Below are 24,269 nucleotides of genomic sequence, written 5' to 3'. Positions count from 1 at the left end.
TTATTTCCTCCTGTTAATTTTATTTTCAATCCGAATTAGATTGTGTTGCCTTTTGTTTATGATATGAGTATATACGAATACGCGCATGCTGCAAGTTGCATATGCAACTTATCGAGAATTCTTTTCGATTTGATCGCAAAGCTCGTCAGCAAACGCAACAGCCCGGACTTCCTTATCCTGATCCATAAACACCGTATCATAACCCAAATGCCGCTCCGCCAGCATCCCCAGATATTCAAGCTGAGAGTGCCTGCAATAGCGGCGCATTCCTGTCTCCCACAGGTCGGCCCCCTTTTCCGGCGGATAGCCGCAGGTCGTCACCAGTGCCAGCGGCTTTCCCGCCCACAGCGACGGCCCTTTTTCTTCGCCGTAATACTTGTTCATGCCGTACACCAGCCGATCCAAAGCCGACTTCATGGGCGGGGTGCAGTACCAAGCGTAGATGGGCGTTGCCAGAACCAAAAGATCTGCGGCGCGGACGGCGTCAAAAATCTCCTGCATATCATCTTTCTGCACACAGCCAAAAATCGTCCAGTCCTTTTGGCACGCCCGACAGGCCAGACACGGGTTCAGCACCTTGCCGTGCAATCGAATCGTTTCGCAGGTATGTCCCCGTTCCTCCATCCGCCGCGTAAATGGCTTCAGCACAGCGGCGGTATTTCCGTTTTCCCGCGGGCTCCCCTGCAAAATGCAGATTTTCATATTCCGCCCCCTGTTTTTTCTTTCATTTTCCACTTTTTAGACTGTTCTTCTACATTATAGCATAAAAAAGCAAAAAGCACATATGGGTTTTCCACAAACTTTGCGGGCTGTTTTTTTCGACTGTCCCCCTTCTGTGGACTTTGCCTACATGCAGAGGCCAACCCCATCGTGACGGTACGTGTTTCTACGGCCTCTTCCCTCACACAACCAGCAAAAAAATTTTGGAGGTGTATGCTTCCGTACATCTTTCCATCAAAATTCAGGTAAGGATAGCGTCACATTTCAGCCTGCGGCAGTCAAACCCGCGCCTGCCGTCATTTACGGCAAGACACAAAACAAAATAAAATGAAAAGAGGGATCTCTTTTGCAGCAAACAACAAATTATCAATTAAACCAATGGGAGAAAACCGATCGCATCCTCATGGCGGATTTTAACGGCGACAACAGCAAAGTGGACGCGGCTCTGAAAGCCAGCGCAGATGCGGTGGCAGCAGAGGCGGCGGCGCGGGCAGCAGCGGACGCCGCAGAAGTTGCCGCGCGCACAGCGGCAGACGATGCAGAAATTGCCGCGCGCACGGCGGCGGTGCAGGCGGCGCGGGACGCTTGTCCGCTGGTGCTGCTGCGCAGCGTCACGACCTCCGTGGACGCAAATCAAATTGATTTGAGTCTTGCGGGAATTGACTGGGAAAACTATGGCGATATTCTGATCTACATGCGCCTGACGCTTACAGCGCCTCCCGCCGGTGTCAACTACAATTATCAGTATATTCCGGTGCGGCTGAACAACAATTCCGGCAGCGTGTATACCTCCGGCGGAACCGCGGGAACAGCGCTGATAACGCTGCTGGTTGACCGCGTCGGCGTGTCGTTTTCCTGTCAAATTCCACGCGGTAACCGGGGCATTAGCGCCCTGTGGAACGGCATGAACATCTTAAATGGATATCAATATTTCTTTAACACTCTGACCAGTTGCAACACCGACCAGCTGCGCAGCAGCTTCACCACTATGAATTTTATCAGCCAGTATGGTCTGGCGGCAGGCTGCAAAATTGATATTCTGGGGGTGAGAGCATGACCATTACCGTATTGAACATTTTAGCAAACGGCACTCAGACGCTGGAGAGCCGCGAAGTTCCTGATGATTATTTCGCCGTCCCGCAGGACGGCGGGCAGAGCGCAGCCGACGAGACGGCCACCGCTGGCGGCGAGGCGGCATCAGGAACAAAGCCTGACAGCGAGACTTCTACACAATAAAATACGAATGCAAGAATCCCCGCTCAAAAAAGAGCGGGGATTTTTACTGTCTTAACGGGTAAACTTGTTTTTGATAAGGATGATACGCAAGCCTTAGCCACACCAGCAATATCAGACAGCGTGGTTTCAACAGCAGCCGTTCTATGGCGCGGCACGCATGGCAAAGCCATTTGTTTTTTTTGCAACTTTTTTCAGGCTGGTATTATTCGTCCGGCTTGGAATCTTCGTCAGATGAGGCCGAATCCGGTTTTTTCTTTTTCGGCCACAGCATCATAATGCCGGATGCCAGCAGATAGATGCCAAAGGGTTTGCGCAAAAGCTCCACGTCCACCGCTGTGGCAACCCATGCCCCCGCCAACGCAAAAATCAGCGCCCAGGGAACTGCACTTTTCAATGTGGGCTTGTCCAAAAAACCGTTTTTCCAGTGAAATACCAGCGCCGCGGCTGCGGTGGGTAAAAAAAACAACAGGTTAATCCCCTGCGCCGTTCGCTGATCCACGCCGAGAAACAGCGTCATTACCAACAACAGCAGCGTTCCTCCCCCCACGCCCCAAGCAGAGAGGATGCTGGTACCCAGTCCGCAGAGAAACGGCAGCAACCAATTCACAATAGGTACTTCACTCCCCCATAAAAGAGAAATGCGGCGAAAATCCATTTCAGCCACTTGGCGGACACTTTTCCATACAGCTTTCCGCCCACAAGCCCCCCGGCCAAGCCTCCCAGTAAATAAGGCAGCGCCGTTTGGATTGACAACTCCGCTCTCCAGAAATAAATGGCCGCCGATACCGCGCAGATGGGAAAAATTACACCCACGCAGGTGGCATACAGCTTTTGCTGTCTCAACTTGGACCGGCTCATCACCGGAATAAACACCATGCCTCCGCCGCCGCCGAACAACCCGTTTGCCAGTCCCGCGCCCGCCCCGGCAATTCGCGCCTGCCACTTTTCATTCATTCCGATTCCTCCTGTCCCTCAGAAATTATATGTATTCCCGGAGACAATGCCTCCGGGAATTTCGCGGTTGGACCGCAGGATTTTGGATCGTGTTCGGAGGAGGGTTACCTTACTTCAGCTTGAAGCTCTCGCAGTCGGTGCACTTGCACTCGGTGGGATTCGCCTCGTGAGTGCCCACGGTGATGGTGTTCAGTCCGCAGAACTGATTGTCCTGACAGTGATGGGCGCAGTTATTGACCGTGCATTTCACGCTGGTATTGGGGGTGCATTCGCAGCCGCCATTGGTGCAATCCTTCGTCATAAAAAAGGCCTCCTAATGAAAAGAGTTTTGAAGGACTGCCGGTTTGATCGGTTTGTCGGTAAAATCGGCAATCCTTTGGCTTTCGCCGCAGATAGTCTGTGCCGAGGCGCACATTTTATGCAAAAAGAAAAAATCAAGGTTTTTGCGCTCCCCAACCGCAGATTTTCAGATAATCGCCGCCTTGCCACAAAAATTTGAAATTTAACTGCAAAAAAGGGAGACGTTCATGCCGTCCCCCCTTTTCCTATAAAGCGGCGTTTTCAGACGTCGTCCTTTTTTCGTCCGCGGCAAAAAGCGCTTCTTTCGCCGCACCGTTCACCAATCGGTCCGCCTGTTGAACCAACTCCTCCCGGGGTAAAACCATATCCTGATCAAACCATGTTTTAATCAGACCGATCAACCCGTACCCAACAAAACTGATCAAATAATCCATTCGGGTAGGAGATACCCCGTGGAACTTCGCCTGCACCAGACTGACACCGTTCCGGTGTATCAACTCCTGTAGACTGTCCGTAAAATTACTGGTGGAATTGTTGGCAAACAGTGCCTCAAACTCCGGGCGGTGCTCCACGATGTAGTCCAGAATCGGTTTGAACACCGGCCGCAGGGAGCCGTCCATTTCAAACTCTGCCATATGCGCATCGATCAGCATCTGCGCCTCTGCCAGCATGTCCGCTTCCACACTTTGAAGCAGTGCGGTGGTATCCGGATAATGGAGGTAGAATGTCCCCCGGTTCATGTCTGCCCGCTCCGTCACATCCCGAACAGAAATCGCGGAAAACTTTTTTTCCCGCATGAGCTCCAGCAATCCCTGCTTCAGCAGCTTTTGCGAACGCCGTGATCGCCGGTCCTCCAGCTTTTCGGTCATTTTCTTGCCCCTTTCACTCCAGCTAAATCCCGCAATCCGACCGCAAATACTTTTGCACAAAAGTTGACGCGCCGCAGTGCATTTCAGACTGCCTTAGCAACCTGTGCATCGGTCAAATACCTTTATAGCCGTTCTTTGGGTATTATATCCCGGTTGTGTTCAGAAATCAACAAAATTTTATTAATCAATTTTTGTTGATTATTTTTCAGAAACACTCTTGCATTTTTCCACCGCGCAGACTATAATCCTCTCTAGTAATAAATTGACATTCATACATTAGCGAACAATTGTCTATAATTGAGAGGAGCATTTTCATGGTTCAGAAACCCCGCTTCCGCGCCTCCCGGATTACCCGCGCATTTGCGCTGCTGTTGGCGGCAGCAGTGCCGATGTCCGTCGTTCCCGTCTGGGCGGCGGAGCCGATTGGCAACGGCGTAACCCCTACTTATGACGAGGCGTATTATGCCACACTGGACTACTATGGCAACCTGACGGAGGGCAGCGTGGTGAAAAGCTACGCACTCAACGGCGTCACGACGCTCACGGATTATGGTGTCTATGACGAGGTTGTGAACCTGACCGACGGCACCCTTCCCACCAGCCGCGACGGCGTCACCACCTTCCAATTTGACGAAAGCAATACACCGTCTCACTTCTATTTTGAGGGAAAGACCACGGCTCCCTTCACCGCTTTGCCGTGGACAATCTCCATGTCCTATTTGCTCAACGGCGTTCCCACAAAGGCAGAGGATTTGGCGGGAAAAACCGGCGTGGTGGACATTAATCTGGATATCGTTCCAAATGAAGCCGCCAGTGACTATGCAAAAAACAACTATACGCTGGAGGCCATGGCCCTGTTTAATCAGGACGACATTCTCTCCCTGAAGGCGGATGGCGCACAGGTTCAGCTGGTGGGCAATCTGCGGATGGTTCTATTTCTGGCCCTGCCGGGCGAGGAACAGCACTTCACCATTGAGGTGGGCGCGGAGGACTTCTCCTTTGGCGGCATGACATTTTTAATGGTTCCGGCCACATTGGCCCAGCTGGATCAGATCGCTGATCTAAGCAGCCGGAAGGATGAGCTGGAAGATGATTACGAAAAGCTGAACAAGAGTCTGGACACCACGCTGGACGCTCTAAGCAACATGACCGGCAGTCTCTATGCCAGCGCCAGCGGTCTTGACCAGTTGAACAAGGCCCGGGGCATCATCTCCGCCGGAAAGGGCACGATCTATGACGGCATCGACACCTCCAAAATGGATTTTGAGAACATCGCCGCTCTCCTTGATCCGATGGCGGAGCAGGTTCAGGCCGCCAGCCAAACGCTGACAAACTCCAAGGCAACCCTAAAAACGCTGGTAAATACGGCGGTTTCCATGAAAACGGAACTGGCGGATCTTGAAAATGATCTGAAAAACTTGGAACACAACGCCGACAATGCGCAGGAAGTCATGTGGCGGTTGCGCTTACTGCAAGGAAGCCTGAAAAGTCTGCAAACCGCGCTTTTGGATATCAACACCGATTCCTCCGGCGGACAGGGTTCCTCTCAGAGTGGGCTGAATCAGGATACGCTGAACACAGTGGTAAGTCTGCACAATACATATGATGGACTCACCGCGGCGGGCGGAAATAGAACTGTTTTTTACAAGGGCTTTTTTGTCAATCAGGGCTATCCAGACACACAGGCCACCGGTATGGCAAATGCTTGCGCCTCAGGCAATCGCGACCTGATTTACAGTATCGATTCCTCCGGCAAGCTGCTGGCTGCCTACGACAAACTGAACCCACTGTGCACAGCCTATGACAACACTTCTCCCAAGACGTTTCAGCAGTTTTGCACCGTGGTGACAGGAAATGCGGAAAAAGCCGCGCTGATGAACAATTTGTGGGAGGTTTACACCCGCGGCGACAAGGCCGCGCTGGAGCTGATTTTGGCAGCTATGGGCGGACTGAACGACACGGTCAGCTCCGCGGGTGACAGCATGAGCAGTGTGGCGACCTCCACAGCCAACCTTGCGGGCGGACTGGCCCGGGTGTGCGATGAGATGGGCAGTCTTGCCAATGTCATGGGGGACGTATCCGGTATTGCCGGAGTTAGCCAAAAAGTAACCAAAAAAGCATCTCAGCTGCTGGACGACGTACAAAATCTGCATAATGCGGTGGATGCCTATGAGCCAAAGCTGCAAGAGACGTTGAAAACGCTGGAGGATTTGAGTGTCACTGCCGCCGGCTCCATCCGAAACGCCGAAAAGCTGATTACCGACACGGAGAATCTGGCAAAGACCTCCGGTGTGCAGCTGGATGCCGGAACCAAGCAGACGCTGGAAGGACTGGCCTCCGCTTTGCGCCGGACTGCCGCCGCCCTTGCCACCAGCAAGGACATTAAGGACACAAAATCAAATCTGGACAGCATCATTACCGACACTTGGCATGAGCACACCGGCGACGTGGACAATTTGCTGAACATGGACTCCACAGCCAGCCCGGTGTCTCTGACCTCCTTGCAAAACCCCACGCCTCAAAGCGTTCAGGTCCTGATTCGTTCTCAGGAGATCAAGGTCCCCGACGAGGAGGACACCGAAACAGCGGCGGTAGCTGCGGACAAGGGCACTTTCTGGAGCCGGGTTGGGCAGATGTTCAAGGATCTGTGGTCCGCCATCACCGGAATCTTCCACTGAGGGAGCGCCGATATGGAAAAGGAAGGTGACTCCCTGTGATTCAAAAAGTTGCGCACGGCCTAACCCGCAAGCCCAAGCTGATCGCGCTGATTGCCGTTTTGCTTCTGATCCCGGCGGGGATGGGCTTTATTGCCACTCGCATCAACTATGATATTCTTTCGTATCTGCCGCAGGACGCAGAGTCCTCCCAAGGCGAGAAGCTGCTGGAGGAGCCGTTCCAGATGGCCGCCACCAGTATGCTGATCGTAGAGGGAATGCCCGCAGGTTACAGCAGCCAGCTGATTCAGGACATTCAGGAGATTCCCGGCGTCAGCAACGCTATTTGGGTGAGCAGTCTGGTGGGCATCCAAATCCCCACCGACTTTATTCCCGCCGACTTGCGAGAGATGTTTTACGCTGGAGACGCCACCATGATGGTCATTCAGTACGACCACCCCGGCGCGTCCGACGAGACGATGGAAGCCATTGATCAGGTGCGCTCTGTCTGCAACGACAAGTGTTTTCTGGCGGGCTTCTCGGTGGTCATCAAGGATACCCGCGACCTGATGGACAGCGAGCTGCCCCTCTTTGTGGGGCTGGCTGTGATTTTGGCGCTGGTGGCCATGTCTGTGACGCTGGAGTCCACGGTGCTGCCCTTTATCTTTCTCGCCAGCATTGGACTTGCCATCATTTACAACTTCGGTTCCAATATCTTTTTAGGTGAGATATCCTATTTGACCAAGGCCATTGCCGCCGTTTTGCAGCTGGGCGTGACTATGGACTATTCGATCTTCCTCTACCGGCGCTATGAGGAGGAACGTGAAAATCACGAGGACAAACGGGACGCCATGGCAAGCGCCATCGTGGCGGCATTCAGCTCCCTCTCCGGCAGCAGCCTGACTACTATCGCGGGCTTTTTGGCCCTGTGCTTCATGCGCCTGACGCTGGGCCGGGACATCGGCATCGTCATGGCAAAGGGCGTTGTGCTGGGCATTGCCACCGTGATTCTGGTTCTCCCCTCTCTGGTGCTGCTTTTTGACAAACAAATCGACAAGCATAAGCACCGGACGCTGATTCCAAGCTTTGACAAAATCAACGTCCGCATTCTCAAGCATCGTTGGCGCTATGTGGTTTTGGCGCTGCTGCTGTTCGTGCCCGCCATCTATGCGCAAAACCACGCGGGCATCTACTATAAGCTGGATGAGTCCCTGCCGCAGGATCTGCCCTCTATCGTCGCCAACGAAAAGATGAAAGATGACTTCGACATGGCCACGTCTCACTTTGTGGTCCTGCGGGACGATGTCTCCGCCACAGATATGAGCGACATGGAGACCGCACTTAAAAATCTGCCCGGCATCACCTCGGTTCTGTCCTATCACTCCATGCTGGGCGCGGGTATCCCGGAGTTCTTTGTACCGGAGGATGTCCGCACCATGCTGAAGCAGGACGGCTGGCAGATGATGATGGTAAACTCCAAGTATGCCACCGCATCTACCGAGGTCGCCCAGCAGTTGGAGCAGATGCGAAGCATTATCAAGCAGTATGACCCTCAAGCTCTGGTCACCGGCGAGGCCGCCATGACCAACGACCTGATTGAAACTTCCGCCGTGGACTTCAACGTAACCAACTACATCTCTGTGGCTGCGATTTTCTTGATTGTCGCCATCGTGTTCCAGTCCATCTCTGTTCCGGTAGTGCTGGTGTCCTCCATCGAATTGGCGATCTTTATCAATCAGGGCGTTCCCTATTTCACCGGCACCGAAATCCCATTCATCGCACCCACCATCATCGGCTGTGTTCAGTTGGGCGCTACGGTGGACTACGCAATTTTAATGACGACACGTTTTCAGGAGGAACTGCGGGCCGGAAAGAGCCGGGACGAGGCCATCCACATTGCCGCTACCTCCTCCGACCCCTCCATTATCACCAGCTCTCTGGTGCTCTTCTGCGCAACGCTGGGCGTTTCCTTCGTTTCCAGCATCGACCTGATCGGTACGATCTGCGTCATGCTGGCCCGTGGCGCACTGATTTCCGCCGCAATGAGCATTTTCATCATGCCCTCCATTCTCAGCGTGTGTGAGCCGGTGTTCAACAAGACCAGCCGGTATTGGCGGGTCACGCCGCCGGTGAAGCCCTCTCGCATTGCAAAGGCGCTGTCCTCTGCCGCAGAAAAACTTCCCACCGGGAAGAAAAACGATTCCATCTCCCTCCCTCCGGCCGATGACGAAACCTTTTCGGCGGCTCAGGGAACTACTTCCGACGAAAAAGTACCGCTGTTAGATTCCCAAACGGAGATGATCTCTCAAAAAACAGAGGAACCCGCAAGCGGCAAAAAGGCTTTTAAAAAGGAAAAGCACGCAGATAGACCTAAAAAGGCACTTTTCCACCGCAAGGGTAAAAAGCCCGCCGCCCCGGAAGAGGCCCCTTCTCCCGACGCTGAGGAAGCGCCAGAAAAGGAACCGGCTCAGACGCATTAAACGCGTCATGCGTCGGCATCCGACCCTTTCCCTCGGAAACGCCGGGAGGAAAGATCGGGGCAACCACATTTAACGCATCATGCAAAAGAAACCGCCCAAGCGGCCCGAAACCGCAAATCAGTGCTGGCATCTAAAAATAGATGCCGACACTGATTTTTTAAAGTCACCGCTGATATGCAGGCTGGCCGCCTTGTCTCCGCGCAGGTTTTCTTTCGCAGCTCTGTCTCTCTGCCTAATCGTCTCTCTATACCACTTTGCAGAGTAGCGCTCTCTGCCCTTCTCCATTGATCTATTTTCTTTTTCTCTTGACCACTGTTGCTCTCTGCCGGAAAGCACACAAAAAAGTCCCGGGCGCAAAGCGCCCGGGACTTTTCATCAGGTTTTCGGATTGCCGCTTTTCAATCAGTCGGCGTACATAGCCTTCAGCTTGACCAGCTTCTCGAAACGCTCCTTGGCAGCCTCTTCGCTCTTGGCGAACAGGGTGTTGGCGCGCTCGGGGAACTCGCGGGTCAGACGGGAATAGCGAGCCTCGTTCATCAGGAATTCCTGATAACCGCCGGCAGGCTCCTTGGAGTCCAGAATGAACTTTGCGCCCTCGGCGGCGGGGTTAAACCGGAACAGGTTCCAGTAACCGCAGTCCACAGCCTTCTTCATTTCCTTCTGAGCGTTCATCATGCCGCCCTTGATGCTGTGCATCTCGCAGGGGGAATAGCCGATGATCAGGGACGGACCGGGATATGCCTCGGCCTCCTGAATCGCCTTCAAAGTCTGAGCGGGGTTGGCGCCCATGGCGACCTGAGCCACATAGATGTAGCCATAGCTCATGGCAATCTCAGCCAGAGACTTCTGCTTGACTTCCTTACCGGCAGCTGCGAACTGAGCGACCTGACCGATGTTGGAAGCCTTGGACGCCTGTCCGCCGGTGTTGGAATAGACCTCGGTATCGAAGACGAAGATGTTCACATCGTTGCCGGAGGCAAGGACGTGATCCACGCCGCCAAAGCCGATATCATAGGCCCAGCCGTCGCCGCCGAAGATCCACATGGACTTCTTAGCCAGATATTCCTTGTTGGCGAGGATTTCCTTGCAGTCGGCGCAGCCGGCGGCAGCACCCTTCTCCAACTGGGGAATCAGAGCCTTGACCGCCTCGGCATTGGCCTCGGCATTGTCAACGGTATCCAAATACTTCTGGATAGCGGCGCGGGTCTCGGCGGGGTTCGCTTCAACCTTGGCGGCAACTTCCAGCTTCTCGATCAGGCTGGTGCGGATGGCGTTCTGGCCCAGGAACATACCCAGACCAAACTCTGCGTTATCCTCGAACAGAGAGTTGGACCATGCGGGACCGCGGCCTTCCTTGTTCACGCAATAAGGAGAAGTAGCGGCGGGACCACCCCAGATGGAGGAGCAGCCGGTGGCGTTGGCGATATACATATGGTCGCCGAACAGCTGGGTGACGAGACGGCCATAGCTGGTTTCGGCGCAGCCGGCGCAGGAGCCGGAGAACTCCAGCAGGGGCTGCTTGAACTGGCTGCCCTTGACGGTGTTGTCCTGCATATCCTTCTTCTCGGAAACCTTGGAGACACAATAATCGAAGACAGCCTGCTGGGGAGCTTCCTGCTCCTGAGAAACCATGGCCAGAGCATCCACGGGACACTGGCCCACGCACACACCGCAGCCCATGCAGTCCAGCGGAGAGATGGCCATGGTGAACTTGTAAACGCCCTTGCCCTTGCCGGCCTTCACGTCCACGATCTTCGCATCGGCGGGAGCGGCCTTGGCCTCCTCCTCGGTCAGCGCGTAGGGACGGATGGTGGCGTGGGGGCAGACATAAGCGCACTGGTTGCACTGGATGCACTTGGTTGCGTCCCAAGTGGGAACGCTGACAGCCACGCCGCGCTTTTCATAAGCGGCTGCGCCCAGCTCGAACTGGCCGTCCACATGAGGCATGAATGCGGAAACGGGCAGGCTGTCGCCGTCCATCTTGCCCACGGGCCACAAAATGTCTTCCACCTGCTTGACAAGAGCGGGAGCACCGACGGCCTTCTTGGGCTCCACGGCGTCCTTCGCGTCCTTCCAGTCGGCGGGCACATTGAACTTTTTATAAGCGGTGGCGCCCATGTCGATGGCCTTGTGGTTCATATCCACCACGTCCTGACCCTTCTTCAGGTAGGAATGGGTGGCGGCATCCTTCATGTAGCCCACAGCCTCGCTGCCCGGCAGAACCTTGGCCAGAGAGAAAAAGGCGGACTGCAAAATGGTGTTGGTGCGCTTGCCCATGCCGATCTTCCGAGCCAAGTCGATGGCGTCGATGGTGTAAACCTGAATGTCGTTCTCAGCGATATAGCGCTTGGAAACGGCGTCCAGCTTCTCGCTCAGCTCCGCATCGTCCCACTGACAGTTGATGAGGAAGGTGCCACCCGGCTTCACATCGCGGACGATGGGGAAGCCCTTGGAGATGTAAGCGGGAACGTGGCAGGCCACGAAGTCGGCCTTGTTGATGTAATAGGGGCTACGGATCGCCTTGTCACCGAAGCGCAGATGGCTGATGGTCACGCCGCCGGTCTTCTTGGAGTCATACTGGAAGTACGCCTGAATGTACTTGTCGGTATGGTCGCCGATGATCTTAATGGAGTTCTTGTTTGCGCCGACGGTACCGTCGCCGCCCAGACCCCAGAACTTGCACTCGATGGTGCCCGCCGCAGCGGTAGAGGGAGACTTGGGCTCAGGCAGGGACAGGTTGGTAACGTCGTCCACGATGCCGATGGTGAACTGACGGCGGGGTTCCGCCTTGGCCAACTCGTCATACACGGCAAAAATGCTCCGGGGCGGGGTATCCTTGCTGCCCAGACCATAACGGCCGCCGATAATGGTGGCCTGACGGCCGGCGTTTGCGAATGCGGTGACAACATCCAGATACAGAGGCTCGCCCTGAGAGCCGGGCTCCTTGGTCCGGTCCAGAACAGCGATCTTCTTGGCCGTGGCGGGGATAGCGGCCAGCATCTTCTCGGGAGCGAAGGGGCGATACAGACGGACCTTCAGCAGGCCGACCTTTTCGCCGTGTGCATTCATGTAGTCAATGACCTCTTCGGTCACGTCGCACACAGAACCCATGGCAATGATGACGCGGTCGGCGTCGGCTGCGCCATAGTAGTTGAACAGCTGATAATCGGTGCCCAGCTTCTCATTGATCTTGCCCATGTACTTCTCCACCACAGCGGGCAGAGCATCATAATACTGGTTGCAAGCTTCGCGGTGCTGGAAGAAAACATCGCCGTTTTCGTGAGAGCCGCGCATGTTGGGGCGCTCAGGATTCAGCGCGTGCTTGCGGAACGCGGTCACAGCGTCCATATCGCACATTTCCTTCAGATCCTCGTAGTCCCACACGGCGACCTTCTGAATCTCGTGAGAGGTACGGAAACCGTCAAAGAAGTTCACGAAGGGAACGCGGCCCTCGATGGCGGCCAGATGGGCCACGGGAGAGAGGTCCATGACCTCCTGCACGTTGCCTTCGCACAGCAGCGCAAAGCCGCTGGCGCGGCAGGCCATCACGTCAGAGTGATCGCCGAAAATGTTCAGCGCATGGGTAGACACCGTACGAGCGGAGACATGGAACACGGCGGGCAGCAGCTCGCCGGCCATCTTATACATGTTGGGGATCATCAGCAGCAGGCCCTGAGAAGCGGTGTAAGTGGTGGTCAGGGCGCCGGCGGTCAAAGAACCGTGGACGGTGCCGGAGGCGCCCGCCTCGGACTGCATCTCGCACACCTTAACTTTGGTGCCAAAGATGTTCTTCTGGCCGGCGGCGGACCACTGGTCCACCAGGTCTGCCATGGGGGAGGACGGGGTAATCGGATAGATTCCCGCCACTTCGGTATACGCATAGCTGACGTATGCAGCGGCGTTGTTACCGTCCATGGACTTAAACTTTCTTGCCATAAACTTACCTCCTAATAGTTGCCGCATCTGACTGCGGCATTTTAACAAAACCACGAATCCGCTTTCCCGAACGAATATTCGTGCAGAACCATTATAGCACTGTGGTTTTGCCCTGTAAATATTGACTTTGTTATTTTTTGCGCAAATCTCCATTTTTCTGCGGAAACCCCAAAAGAACTTCACTTTTTTAAGCACTTTTTTTCCGGGAGGGTTCCAATCTCCGTCATTCTGTGGTAAAATAACTCCGCTTCTTCCGGCAGGTTTGAACTGTCTGCTTTTTTTGCACTTGTCGGACTACCCTTTTTGGCACACCGGGTATGAGAAAAGCCGATTTCTCAGGCGTTTTGCCGCTATACTGTCAATCGTTAAGGAGGTGGGCTCATGGTGGTATCCGTCCGTTCTCTGGGTCTGAACGGCATTGCGGGTTACGAGGTGGGCGCGGAGTGTTTTCTCTCCGGCGGACTGCCCGCTTTTGACATCGTGGGACTGCCCGACGCCGCCGTGCGGGAAGCCCGGGAGCGAGTCCGGGCGGCGGTGAAAAACTGCGGGGTAAAATTTCCCGTCAGCCGCATTACGGTGAACCTTGCCCCCGCCAATCAGAAAAAGGCAGGAACGGTTTATGACCTGCCCATTTTCATTGGAATTCTGGCCGCCGCGGAGGAATTGAAGAAGATTCCGGCGGATGCGGCATTTTTGGGGGAGTTGTCCCTCACCGGGGCGGTTCGGGGCGTCTCCGGCGTGCTGCCCATGGCGCTGGCGGCAAAGGAGGCGGGGATCGCTACCCTGTTCGTCCCGGCGGAAAACGCCGCCGAGGCCACGCTCGCCGGGGGCCTGGCGGTTTACGGCGTGGCGGACGTGGGCGCGCTGGTGGCCCATCTCCGGGGCGAACTGCCCCTCTCCCCCGCCCAAAGCTGGTCCCCGGAGGAGAAAGCAGAGGATTTACCGGACCTGCGGGACGTGATGGGACAGGAAAACGTAAAGCGGGCGCTGGAGATCGCCGCGGCAGGCGGACACAATCTGCTTATGTTGTTTAGCTTGCTCATGGTTTAGGAATCCTTTGATTTCAAGGGGTTTTTGCCTGTTGTGAAAACTTTAAATTGACCTGTCAAAAGATAGTATAACACAAAAAATCTGAGATTTGAAAAATTTACAATGTTTTTTATAGCGCATAAATATGTAAAAATAGGATGTTGTATCTGATGATACTTAAACTTATAAAATGTTAGTTGACTGAGAGAAAAGAGATTAAGGATAAATCCTTAATCTCTTTTCTCAATAATTGTTTCGTTCCTTTACTTGTAAGAACTCGTCATACAATTTCTGAGCATAGTCCTTGATTTGTTGCATAATTGATATGTTCTCAAAACCTAATTCAGAAACATAACCTAACTCCCCTGTTTGAGTATAAAAAGCATTACTGTTCAAAATATATTTTGATTGACCTGTTGGCCATTGACTCTTAGTAGTTTTATCAAGCAAGTCATATCGTTCAGCTTCTGATAAATTAGAGTCATCGAAAGGATGTATAGGTGATGATTCTTGTTTTATGACTTTACCATGTCTGATTTTTTCAGTGTAAGTTTCAGGTGCAAAGTAATCAGGTAGTTTGTTTCTAAACTTATAAGTAAACTCACAATATCCCAAGAATCCAGTTTGATTTTACGATTCTTGTGTAATAATTGGGCTTTTACAAGTGACGTGAGAAATGACCAAGCATCTTTGATTACAACCACATTGGACTATCTGATAAGGGATATTTTTGCAGATTATATAGGAGATGCAAAAATACCTACCTTATTTACCTTGGGGTTCGTATTGGGCAACTATGTTAATAGCAGCAGAACACGTAAAATACCTCGATAAAGAAGAATTGCAGTTAGCTTTAAGGAATTTCTTCTTCTTGAATTACATAGCAGGGGTTACGTTAAATAGTTTAAAACAAACTCTTTTCAATATCCTTATTGGCATTAAAAACAAAGATTCTGTTGATAGCTTAAAAGCTATAATGGAAGATAAGTTAAATGCTATGAATACAAAACAACAGGTTTTAAGTAAGCTGAAGGGTGAGGTTTACTATGAAGGTTGGTTAAAAGCTGTCCTTGCTGTAATTGAGTATTATCAGACAGATGAAGATGAGGTTTCCTTTATCTCTCTTGATTACAAGTCTCTGAATGTTGAGCATGTATACCCACAAACACCTGCAGAGAATAGTAAATGGTTGAAAATGTTCCCTAAGGGTGGTCAGTATCTAAACACTTTAGGTAATTTGACTTTGTTGAGTGGTACAAAGAATAAGGCAGCACAGAACTTCCCTTTCAATGAGAAAATCTTTATTTATCAAGGGTTAGATAAGAACGGTAAAAAGACAGTAACCAAGCAGGGGCAAGTAACTGTATACCAAATTTCTCAAAAAATTGTGAATGATTACATGGCAAGTACTTATAAAAAACAGTGGAATGAGGAATCAGTACAAGATAGATTTAACTGGTTATGTGAACAAATTGGTGAGATATTTGATTTGGACGTGGAGACTATATTGTACTAAAATAGTTTTGATTGGGGTTGATGGTGCAGTGAGATTAAAGAAGTCAGTTGTTTTATACAAGCAAATGCCCCACCTACACCTACTGTTGTTGAAGAAAACAATGTAAAAACAGAATCTACTACAACTGATAATACTGCTGTAGTTTATAGGACAAAGACAGGGACAAAGTATCACAATGCTGATTGTCCTTATTTAAAGAGTAGTATAGAAACAACTGTATCCGAAGCACAAAGTATGGGTTTAACACCTTGTTCAAGGTGTAATCCGCCTAAGTAAAGGAGATTGAGAAATATGAAGGTGATAATTGATAGGTTTGAGGGTGAATATGCTGTTGTCGAGTTAGAAGATGGTACAATGGTAAATATGCTGAAGACCCTTATACCTGAAAATGCAAAAGAGGGTAGTATAATAACTATCTCGTGTAATGAGAATGAAACAGAGAATAGACAAGAGAATACGAAAAAGAAAATGAATTCGATTTTTAAGAAATAAGTTTTGTATAAATAATCTATAAAGGTGTGTATAGAGTGAATAGTATAATAATGAGGAATGGGTAAGTTATAATTATTACAACTTTACAACAATCTTCCTACACTGCTTCAAAATTTGTTTAAGGTATGATACAGTAATCTGAAGAAAAAAATTTTGAATTTCAGATTTTTACTATAAGGGGGTGTCTATATATGGCACTCTTCTTACGTATAAGAAATCATTAAAATCGCATAAATACAAGGCAAAACAGAACCATGAGGTAGCAACACAACATAGCTAGAAAATCTGAGTCACGGATTAGCAAAATTCATGCTTGCAAAATGGCAAAAAACCTTGATATATCAAGGTTTTTCGGAATGGCATGTTAAACAGCTAAATGTGTGGTACTCTCTAATCAAGAAGGACAAAGAACCAAAAATCTGAAATTTGAAAAAAATACAGACTTTTTTTGACGAATTCTTATGCAAATTTGAACCTGGAAACATTGATTTCATTTGCACCTCAAATGACTAGATACATGTTAGTAGGCAATGTGTTTTAGACAAGGTAACAGTAAGGATAATGATAAGGTATTTTCTGTATATTAAAAAGTTGAGTAATGTTATGTTATAGTGTACAGGGGATTATTTATATTTTTGGAGGAAGAGCTTATGGATATAAGAAAATACAAATCTGAAGACTGTGTGGAGATTGCAAAACTATTTTATAACACAGTCCATGAAATTAATGCCAAAGATTATACAAGGCAACAACTGGATGCTTGGGCAACAGGTAATATAGATATGCATGCTTGGGACAAATCTTTTTTAGAACACAACACACTTGTTGCAGAAGAAAACAACGTGGTTGTGGGATTTGGTGATATGGATGATAGTGGTTATCTTGACAGGCTATTTATTCACAAAGATTATCAAGACAAGGGCATTGCCACAGCGATTATAACTAAACTTGAGAGACAGGCTGCTACACATGATGTTTTCGTTTTTACTACACACGCTTCTATTACTGCCAAACCGTTTTTTGAAAAGCACGGTTATCATGTTGTCCGTGAAAACAAGGCCATTCGTAATGGTGTAGAACTTACAAACTTTATCATGGAAAAGCACCCCGCCAAATAAGTATAACACGAAGTCCAAAACTACCCATTTGGTCCGTTATATGTATTTTGTTTTTTGATACTCTACAAGAAAGGATGTGACTTGTGAAGAAACAGATTGAATTTAGAAACCAAGAGCAAATAGATTCTCTTCGGCAACAGATTGTTGAAACGACTAATTCTAAGCTGGGAGAGCTATTGCAAGCTGGTGATGGTATAGACTTTCTAAAAAAGATTAAATTTGAAGAATGTGGGTTTGACCCTTTATTTAATCATAGCACAAACTTTATTGAGCAAGTAAATCAGACTTTTACCTATCTTACGTGCCTTGCAGCAGTAGAAATTCTTTTAACAAAACATCCCTCTCACAGTTTTATAGTTAATTTTGGTACAGAATCTGGTTATGATGTTATTTCAGAAGATGAAAGCATCATTTGCGAGTGCTTTGCATCAACGTCACCAGATAGCAACAGAAAGCTACTGTTAGATACTTCAAAAGTTAATTCTAATACGTTAGCGGCTTTTCGATATGTAGTCTACTATGCAAAAAATCCAAAGGTAAAACATGTTGAAAATATTCGCAGCAAATACAATAATATAAATATTATTACTTTGCAAAAATTATAGATATTTCGGGCTTTAAAGAGATAACGAATTGTTGTTTACTAACGCCAGGTTATTGAAACGAGGCCCAGTGATGAGCAAACAGCAATTTTTTATGGTGGTTTGCAGAAATCCGAACTTTTATCCAATTACACCAAAGTATAGAACATTTATTACTACTAATGAAGAGTTTGTTGAGTTTTATCAGGGCGCTTTTGATTTGGTAAAAAATCAAGGTGAAAGGACTTTCCACAATTATATTCTCATGGCGAAACCAGTTGTTGTGCATACAACAACCATTCATCGTGAGTCAGATGTGATTAACGGGAAACAACGTCTTATACCCACAGAAAAGGGTAAAGTCAAAATTGGATACACCAAAATTAAAGAAGATAGGATTTATGTAGAGTTAGATGGTGTTTATTATCGTGGGTATAAAGTGACCCTCCACGACCTATGCCTTGTCAATGCTATGGACTTTAGACCTCTTGATAGGTCAAAAGGCGATAGAAACATTATTATTATTAAGCATAATAAGAGAAAATCTATTAAAAGCATAAAAGTGGCGCATAACATAGTAGCGAGCAGACTGTATATTTTGGATATGTGGTTTAGAACTTTAGAGTTAATGAATAAAGATGTTTTGAATCCAATGGAGCTATACTTAGCTAAGGTAATAGAACCTTTGCTATAAATCGAAACTTAAAGAAGGAAGGTTATCTGTAAGGATACCTTCCTTCTTTGCTTTTTTATAACACAATGCTATAAAATTATATATTTTAACTATAAATTTCTATATTTAGAATATAATAATTGTAATATTTTGGAGAAAGGTATATAATTATAGAAATTGATGTCAAGATTTAGTTGTAAGAAACAAAGGGGGTACTCAAGTGATTTCATATAGGCCATTTAGAATATTGGTAGCAGACAGAAATATCGAAGTGACACAGTTGGCAAAGAAATTGGGTATATCCCCGAACACTATGTCTAAATTAAATGCTAAAAAAGAAGAAAATGAATCAGTTTCTTTAAAAACAATAGAAAAGCTATGTATACACTTAGGAGTTTCTGTTGAACAAATAGTTGAAATCAAGTGATTTATGAATTCGAGTGATAAGGAACTTTTTAATATAGAAAGGTTGAGACCATGCCCGACATTGTTATTGTTTTACTCATTTCTTCGGTCATCATTGGCGGTTGTATTTATTATTATAAAATTTATCAGCTAAAGAAAGACCCTGTTGTTATTTTAGAATTAGAGCGAATAGAAAGTTTTTTTAATAAGATTGACATATTGAAAAAGGATTATTTTACAAAGCCAGCGGAAGAAGAGCTTTTAAAGACATATAAAGAAACCTTTGACTTTTTTAGCACGTCACCACGTACAAAATTAAAGCTTTCGAGATTAGACGAATTCAAAGAAACATTCTTGAGTTTATCAAGCTATGTGAAGAAATGGAATGAGCTCTACATTGAAAACGAATTGGACAAAAACAAAGCTTTATTAGACAACATAGATGGTAAGTCATTAGATGAGCAGCAACGTCGAGCTGTCGTTGTAGATGAAGTAAACAACTTGGTTTTAGCTGGGGCTGGAAGTGGTAAGACCCTAACAATTTCAGGCAAAGTTAAGTATTTAGTGGATGTTAAAGGGGTCTTACCTCAAGAAATACTGCTAATATCATTCACAGCCAAAGCAGCTGAAGAGATGAACCAAAGAATCACTAAGAAGCTAAAAATTCAGGTAGAATCTAAGACATTCCACAAGCTGGGTCTTGAAATAATAACAAAAAACAGAGGCAAAAGGTATGATGTAGTTGAAGATGATTTTCTTTCACAGTTAATTGATAAGTATTTTAGTGAACATTTAATGGGCGATAAAAAGCAAATTCAAAACATTATTAACTTCTTTGGGTACTACCTAAACATACCTAAAGATTGGGAAGAGTTTGATAGCTTAGGTGATTGTTATGATTATTACCGAACGGTAGATTTTGAAACTATAAAAGGTAAGCTAGAAAATAATAAAGAAGAAGTTGAAAGTCTTGCTGATTCACTCAAAGTTAATCGGCAGACATTGCATGGTGAAACTGTAAAAAGCCTGGAAGAAGTAATTATAGCTAATTTTCTATTTCTTAATGGTATTAATTATGAATATGAGGCCAAATATCCATATGAATCACCAGACAAATACAGAAAAAGCTACAGACCAGATTTCTACTTACCTGATTTTGATATTTACATAGAGCATTTTGGAATTACAAAAGATAATAAAACCCCCTGGTTATCAAAAATTGAAGAAGAGAAATATATTGATGATATGAGGTGGAAACAAGGGTTTCATAAGCAAAATAACACTACTCTCATTGAAACTTACTCTTACTACAATCGGGAGGGCAGGCTGTTATCAGAACTCGAAGAAAAGCTAAAAGCAGTCAATGTGGAATTTAAGGAAGTAGATTTCTTTGAAATATATAAACAAATATTTTTTCAAAAGAAAAACAAATATCTGACTGAATTTAAGAAACTAATAAGTTCTTTTATAAACCTTTATAAATCAAATGGCTATAGTTTGCAGGCTTTTGATAGCTTACATAAGCAAGTCATTGGTATTAACAACTTGTTTCTTAGAGATAGGAGCTTAATTTTTTTAGATATTGTAGAACCGATTTATAAGCTATATCAGGAAAAGTTACAGCAATCTGAAAGAATAGATTTTAATGATATGATAAATCTAGCAACAGAAGTCGTAAAAGACGGAAAAGGTGAGTTCAGCTATAAGTATATTATTATTGACGAGTACCAAGACATCTCATTGAGCAGGTTTAATTTAATTAGAGAGATAAAGAAAAGGACCGATGCCAAGCTAGTTTGTGTGGGAGATGATTGGCAATCGATATATAGATTTGCTGGAAGTGATATTGACCTATTTACCAACTTTGGACAGGCTGTCGGCTATTATGAACTGTTGAAGATTGAAAAGACTTATAGAAACTCTCAAGAATTGATAAACATAGCAGGTAAACTTGTTATGAAGAATCCAAAGCAACTTAAAAAGGATTTGAAATCAGATAAGCACCATAGCAATCCAATAAGGGTCATAGGGTACAATAAGGACTTATGCCCTGCAATAATGAAGGCCATTGATGAAATTGTGTATAATTTTGGAGAGGATGCCGAGTTAACCATTTTGGGTAGGAACAACTTCGATATAGACTTCCTTGAGGAGAGTCAGGAGTTTGAACTTAAGAAAACAAAAAGTCAAAAGGTGATTAAATATTTGGCATATCCAGAGCTGAAGATAACTTATTTGACTGCGCATAGGTCTAAGGGATTGGAAGCAGATAATGTCATAATAATCAATTTGGAGAATAAACTTGTTGGTTTTCCAAACAAAATATCAGATGACCCTATATTATCTTTGGTGCTTACTGATTTGGATACATTTGCTTTTGCAGAAGAGCGAAGATTATTTTATGTTGCATTAACCAGAACCAAAAATACAACATACCTCCTTGCACCAGACGAGAAAAAATCTGTTTTCGTAGAAGAATTGATAAAAGATTTTGGAATTAAGTATGAAACACTATCAGAACAACAGACGGTAACTGATAATCCTAATTGCCCTAAATGCAAAAAGGGACATTTAGTGGTACGAACAAATGAGACTGCAGGAAACAGTTTCTTAGGTTGCAGCAACTTTCCTGCTTGTGATTGTACTTTAAGTGATATTAAGATTCTGAATGACCAAATAGTGTGTCCAGTGTGTGGAGGGTATATGACGAAAAGAAAAGGACCATATGGTCCTTTCTATGGATGCACCAATTTTCCAAGTTGTAAGAATACTTTAAAGATTGAATAAAAAACGTTTCTCAATTAGGGGGTGTTTTAAATAAACAGAGATACTTATTATAAGATTTGCAGACTTATTGAGAAAAAATCCGAAGGTGACTATTGGGACTATAAGCAGGAATGGCATAGTAATAACGGTAAATTGCTGCATGATATTCTCTGTTTTGCAAACACAGTTCATAATGAAGACTGTTATATCATTATAGGTGTTGCAGATAATGGCGAGATTATAGGACTTTCTGATGATAGCCCTAATCGAAAGAATCAGGAAAATATCTTAACACTATTACATAGCACAGTCTTTGCAGGGGATTTGACCCCAAGCATCTCTTTAGAAACAATTAAAATAACTGGTAAAGAGGTCGATGTTTTAACAATACATAATTCTTTTGATGTTCCATATTACTTAAAGTCTACACCTAAGAGAAGTAATGAGCTTCAATTCGGTTATATCTATTCTAGAACTGGCGATAGAAACACTCCAATCACTGAGAATAGCCCTATGGGTCAAATTGAATTGCTTTGGAAGAAAAGACTTGGCCTTTTGAATCCCCCTTTGCAGCAAATTGTCAACAGGCTGAAGAATAAGATTGAGTGGGAACAAGTTGAGGACACGTACTATAACATATATAATCCTGACTTCAAGCTGGTTAAAGAATGGGACGATGATGATAGGCGACATGACAATAGACCTTTCTATTCTTATAATCAATGTAATGAGAGTACCAGTTTTGCTACGTTGAAAATAATGTGCAGAGAAACAGTCTTAAAACAATTTGAAATAGTGACATTGGACAGTGGTAAGTATAGTACACCTGCCCCAGAATGGGGATTTATACATGACTCGGTTTACAAGACACAAACGTTATTTGATTATAGGTATATGTTAAAAGATAGCATAGATTTTGCCATACAACAGTTTCTGTATGATGAAGAAAATCAAGAAGAAAGGATGGCAAGATATAGATTTGATGAAGTAGTGCTTTATTTTGATAATAAAACAGACCAAGAGAATTTCCATCAGACTATAGAGTGTAACCCTGAAATAGTTAACCAATATATAGATGATGCGAAATTGAGGAGCTACCCTATCAGTTCAAATAACAAGTTAGAAATAAAGGACGTTACCAATAAACTCATTACGGGATTTGCTTTCAATAGATTTCTATTTGATTATCGTAGAAGGCGGCAAGGTATTGAGGTAAAAAGGATTATATCTGTTAAGGTCACTAGTAGCTCCGCGACGATTTTAGGCAGAGAAAATGTAGCTAAAGAACAGATAGATATACATGAAAATGGAACAGTTAGGCATTCGCTATTCAACAAGAGTGATAAAAAGTCAGAGCAAGTATTCAAGTATAAAGTTGATAAGTATTGGATTAGGGGTTTTTTGAATTTCCTTGAACCTATTACAACAGAGTGGAAAACCGATTATACAGTAAAAGTTCGTAGTGAGTATAATTGGGAATTTATTATGAAATATTCAGATGGTACTACCAAGAAGGTAAAGGGAACCTTTGCTGCCCCTCCAGAAGGAGAAGAGGTAGAAAGAAGAATACAGGTTTTAACTAAGTATGATATAGACCCAATTATATTTTAGGAAATTGGAGTAGTAGATAATAGACAGTAAAAATAAACCGGCTTAACCGTAAATGAGGATGGGAGAAAAATTGTGCGAATTAAACTTACAAAAGAAATATATCCAAAAGAAGCCATCGTAAAGGCATCATATTTTTTCACAGAAAAGTACTATATGTCATTAGATACTGATGAAAAATATTATTACATAGATATTGGGGCAAAAGAGGATAATGTAGAAAATAACGTAGAAAAAGAATTTATAAACGAGGTTATTACACAAACTGCAAGGTATGGTGTAATGCAACAAACAAAAAATATTAGAGAGTTAATAATCGGTAGAGCCCTTGCTTCTACCATTGTTGATGATTCTGACACAGGGTTTATTGACGATGAAACTATAAAGTCAGAGGACATCTTATTTAATTGGTTTGATAAGTATGATAAATAGTATGGTCATCAATGAAGCTTTTCTTATAACGTTATTAATTTACACTTGTATTTTTGTCACAGTTACAGACATTAGGCATGGATTAATACAAAACAAAGTGCTTTTTGTTACAGCTATGTTAGGACTGATAGGAAATCTCATATATTACACGATATTTGCCAAAGTTTATGTTATAGCTTTTGCCTTGAATCTTGCTGTAATGATGGCTATATCCATTGCATTTTATGCTCTACATATCTGGGCTGCTGGAGATAGCAAGTTATTAATGTTAACTGTTTTCTTAATTCCAGCACGGATTTATTATGCAGGTAATAACGTAACAGCAACTGTAATCATCATGATAATTATATTTTCGATTGCTTATATCTATATCATTGGAGAGTCAATTTATTTGGGTATAAAAGAAAAAAACTTCTTTAAAATGAGTGTAATAAAAGCAGATATTAAGTTGATGGTTAAACAGTATATCAAGTGCACATGCCTAGTTACCATATTCGACC

The 24,269-nt window shown here is 45.9% G+C and carries 22 protein-coding genes; 15 read left to right on the top strand and 7 right to left on the bottom strand.

All coding sequences use genetic code 11. The features are described 5' to 3' along the window. Positions 1–108 precede the first annotated feature (108 nt). A complete protein-coding gene (locus ON16_RS07370; protein WP_040660760.1) occupies positions 109–702 on the bottom strand; it encodes a flavodoxin family protein in 594 nt (197 codons plus the stop codon). 364 nt (positions 703–1,066) lie between these two features. Here ON16_RS07370 and ON16_RS07365 point away from each other — a divergent pair, with 364 nt between their 5' ends. Together ON16_RS07365 and ON16_RS07360 are read left to right on the top strand one after the other, a co-directional pair. Continuing rightward, entirely contained in the window at positions 1,067–1,777 is a 711-nt protein-coding gene (locus tag ON16_RS07365) for a hypothetical protein (protein ID WP_040660758.1), read from the top strand. After that, positions 1,774–1,956, top strand: coding sequence for a hypothetical protein (locus tag ON16_RS07360; RefSeq protein ID WP_040660756.1), 183 nt, complete (start codon positions 1,774–1,776; stop codon positions 1,954–1,956). Before ON16_RS07365 ends, ON16_RS07360 begins: the two co-directional genes overlap by 4 nt. Before the next feature lie 202 nt (positions 1,957–2,158). On the opposite strand, the gene ON16_RS07355 is transcribed toward ON16_RS07360, so the two are convergent. The 4 genes from ON16_RS07355 to ON16_RS07335 all read right to left on the bottom strand — a co-directional run bounded on the left by ON16_RS07355 (position 2,159) and on the right by ON16_RS07335 (position 4,079). Further along, positions 2,159–2,563 (bottom strand): sulfite exporter TauE/SafE family protein, encoded by a 405-nt coding sequence (locus tag ON16_RS07355; RefSeq protein WP_081579620.1) that lies wholly within the window; start codon positions 2,561–2,563, stop codon positions 2,159–2,161. Then, positions 2,560–2,910, bottom strand: a complete 351-nt coding sequence (locus tag ON16_RS07350) for a TSUP family transporter (RefSeq protein ID WP_040660755.1) — start codon at positions 2,908–2,910, stop codon at positions 2,560–2,562. The genes ON16_RS07355 and ON16_RS07350 overlap by 4 nt, the downstream gene beginning before the upstream one ends. A gap of 109 nt (positions 2,911–3,019) precedes the next feature. Then, positions 3,020–3,211, bottom strand: coding sequence for a DUF1540 domain-containing protein (locus tag ON16_RS07345; protein ID WP_040660753.1), 192 nt, complete (start codon positions 3,209–3,211; stop codon positions 3,020–3,022). A gap of 244 nt (positions 3,212–3,455) precedes the next feature. After that, a complete protein-coding gene (locus ON16_RS07335) occupies positions 3,456–4,079 on the bottom strand; it encodes a TetR/AcrR family transcriptional regulator (protein ID WP_051131599.1) in 624 nt (207 codons plus the stop codon). Between the two features lie 314 nt (positions 4,080–4,393). Between ON16_RS07335 and ON16_RS07330 the strand changes: the two genes are divergently transcribed. Both ON16_RS07330 and ON16_RS07325 read left to right on the top strand, forming a co-directional pair. Further along, complete coding sequence (locus ON16_RS07330) at positions 4,394–6,757, top strand: YhgE/Pip domain-containing protein (protein ID WP_040660749.1); 2,364 nt, start codon at positions 4,394–4,396, stop codon at positions 6,755–6,757. Positions 6,758–6,792: 35 nt separating this feature from the next. Continuing rightward, positions 6,793–9,213: an efflux RND transporter permease subunit gene (locus ON16_RS07325; RefSeq protein ID WP_040660747.1), complete on the top strand. Its 2,421-nt coding sequence runs from the start codon at positions 6,793–6,795 to the stop codon at positions 9,211–9,213. A gap of 402 nt (positions 9,214–9,615) precedes the next feature. On the opposite strand, the gene nifJ is transcribed toward ON16_RS07325, so the two are convergent. After that, entirely contained in the window at positions 9,616–13,149 is a 3,534-nt protein-coding gene (gene nifJ / locus ON16_RS07320) for a pyruvate:ferredoxin (flavodoxin) oxidoreductase (protein WP_040660745.1), read from the bottom strand. Positions 13,150–13,530: 381 nt separating this feature from the next. Between nifJ and ON16_RS07315 the strand changes: the two genes are divergently transcribed. After that, positions 13,531–14,199, top strand: a complete 669-nt coding sequence (locus tag ON16_RS07315) for a magnesium chelatase domain-containing protein (RefSeq protein ID WP_243441789.1) — start codon at positions 13,531–13,533, stop codon at positions 14,197–14,199. A gap of 222 nt (positions 14,200–14,421) precedes the next feature. Here the strand turns inward: ON16_RS07315 and ON16_RS15555 are convergent, their stop codons facing one another. Then, positions 14,422–14,793, bottom strand: coding sequence for a hypothetical protein (locus tag ON16_RS15555; protein ID WP_144032063.1), 372 nt, complete (start codon positions 14,791–14,793; stop codon positions 14,422–14,424). A gap of 133 nt (positions 14,794–14,926) precedes the next feature. Here ON16_RS15555 and ON16_RS07310 point away from each other — a divergent pair, with 133 nt between their 5' ends. The 10 genes from ON16_RS07310 to ON16_RS15765 all read left to right on the top strand — a co-directional run. Continuing rightward, positions 14,927–15,694, top strand: a complete 768-nt coding sequence (locus ON16_RS07310; protein ID WP_081579619.1) for a GmrSD restriction endonuclease domain-containing protein — start codon at positions 14,927–14,929, stop codon at positions 15,692–15,694. Positions 15,695–15,985: 291 nt separating this feature from the next. Further along, positions 15,986–16,186, top strand: a complete 201-nt coding sequence (locus ON16_RS07305; protein ID WP_040660741.1) for a DUF3006 domain-containing protein — start codon at positions 15,986–15,988, stop codon at positions 16,184–16,186. Positions 16,187–16,836: 650 nt separating this feature from the next. Next, a complete protein-coding gene (locus ON16_RS07300) occupies positions 16,837–17,304 on the top strand; it encodes a GNAT family N-acetyltransferase (RefSeq protein WP_040660739.1) in 468 nt (155 codons plus the stop codon). 83 nt (positions 17,305–17,387) lie between these two features. Then, on the top strand, positions 17,388–17,909 hold the full coding sequence (locus ON16_RS07295) for a hypothetical protein (RefSeq protein WP_040660737.1): 522 nt from the start codon (positions 17,388–17,390) through the stop codon (positions 17,907–17,909). A 70-nt stretch (positions 17,910–17,979) separates the two neighbouring features. Further along, the gene (locus ON16_RS07290) at positions 17,980–18,579 is read left to right on the top strand and encodes a hypothetical protein (protein ID WP_040660735.1); all 600 of its coding nucleotides are present in this window, start codon (positions 17,980–17,982) and stop codon (positions 18,577–18,579) included. Between the two features lie 199 nt (positions 18,580–18,778). Next, positions 18,779–18,985 carry a helix-turn-helix domain-containing protein gene (locus tag ON16_RS15320; RefSeq protein ID WP_081579618.1) on the top strand — a complete coding sequence of 69 codons (207 nt, stop codon included), beginning with the start codon at positions 18,779–18,781 and terminating at the stop codon, positions 18,983–18,985. 50 nt (positions 18,986–19,035) lie between these two features. Continuing rightward, entirely contained in the window at positions 19,036–21,750 is a 2,715-nt protein-coding gene (locus ON16_RS07285) for a UvrD-helicase domain-containing protein (protein ID WP_040660733.1), read from the top strand. Between the two features lie 30 nt (positions 21,751–21,780). Further along, positions 21,781–23,340, top strand: coding sequence for an AlbA family DNA-binding domain-containing protein (locus ON16_RS07280; RefSeq protein WP_040660731.1), 1,560 nt, complete (start codon positions 21,781–21,783; stop codon positions 23,338–23,340). 72 nt (positions 23,341–23,412) lie between these two features. Then, entirely contained in the window at positions 23,413–23,769 is a 357-nt protein-coding gene (hxsD, locus tag ON16_RS07275) for a His-Xaa-Ser system protein HxsD (RefSeq protein WP_051131598.1), read from the top strand. Between the two features lies 1 nt (position 23,770). After that, positions 23,771–24,269 (top strand): prepilin peptidase (locus ON16_RS15765; protein WP_202949447.1); only part of this gene is annotated, 499 nt, incomplete at its 3' end.

Source organism: Oscillibacter ruminantium GH1, from assembly GCF_000307265.1.
In the GTDB taxonomy this organism is placed as follows: Bacteria; Bacillota; Clostridia; order Oscillospirales; family Oscillospiraceae; genus Oscillibacter; species Oscillibacter ruminantium.
Note: the sequence above shows the minus strand (reverse complement) of the source record. Positions and strands in the feature narration are given on the sequence as shown.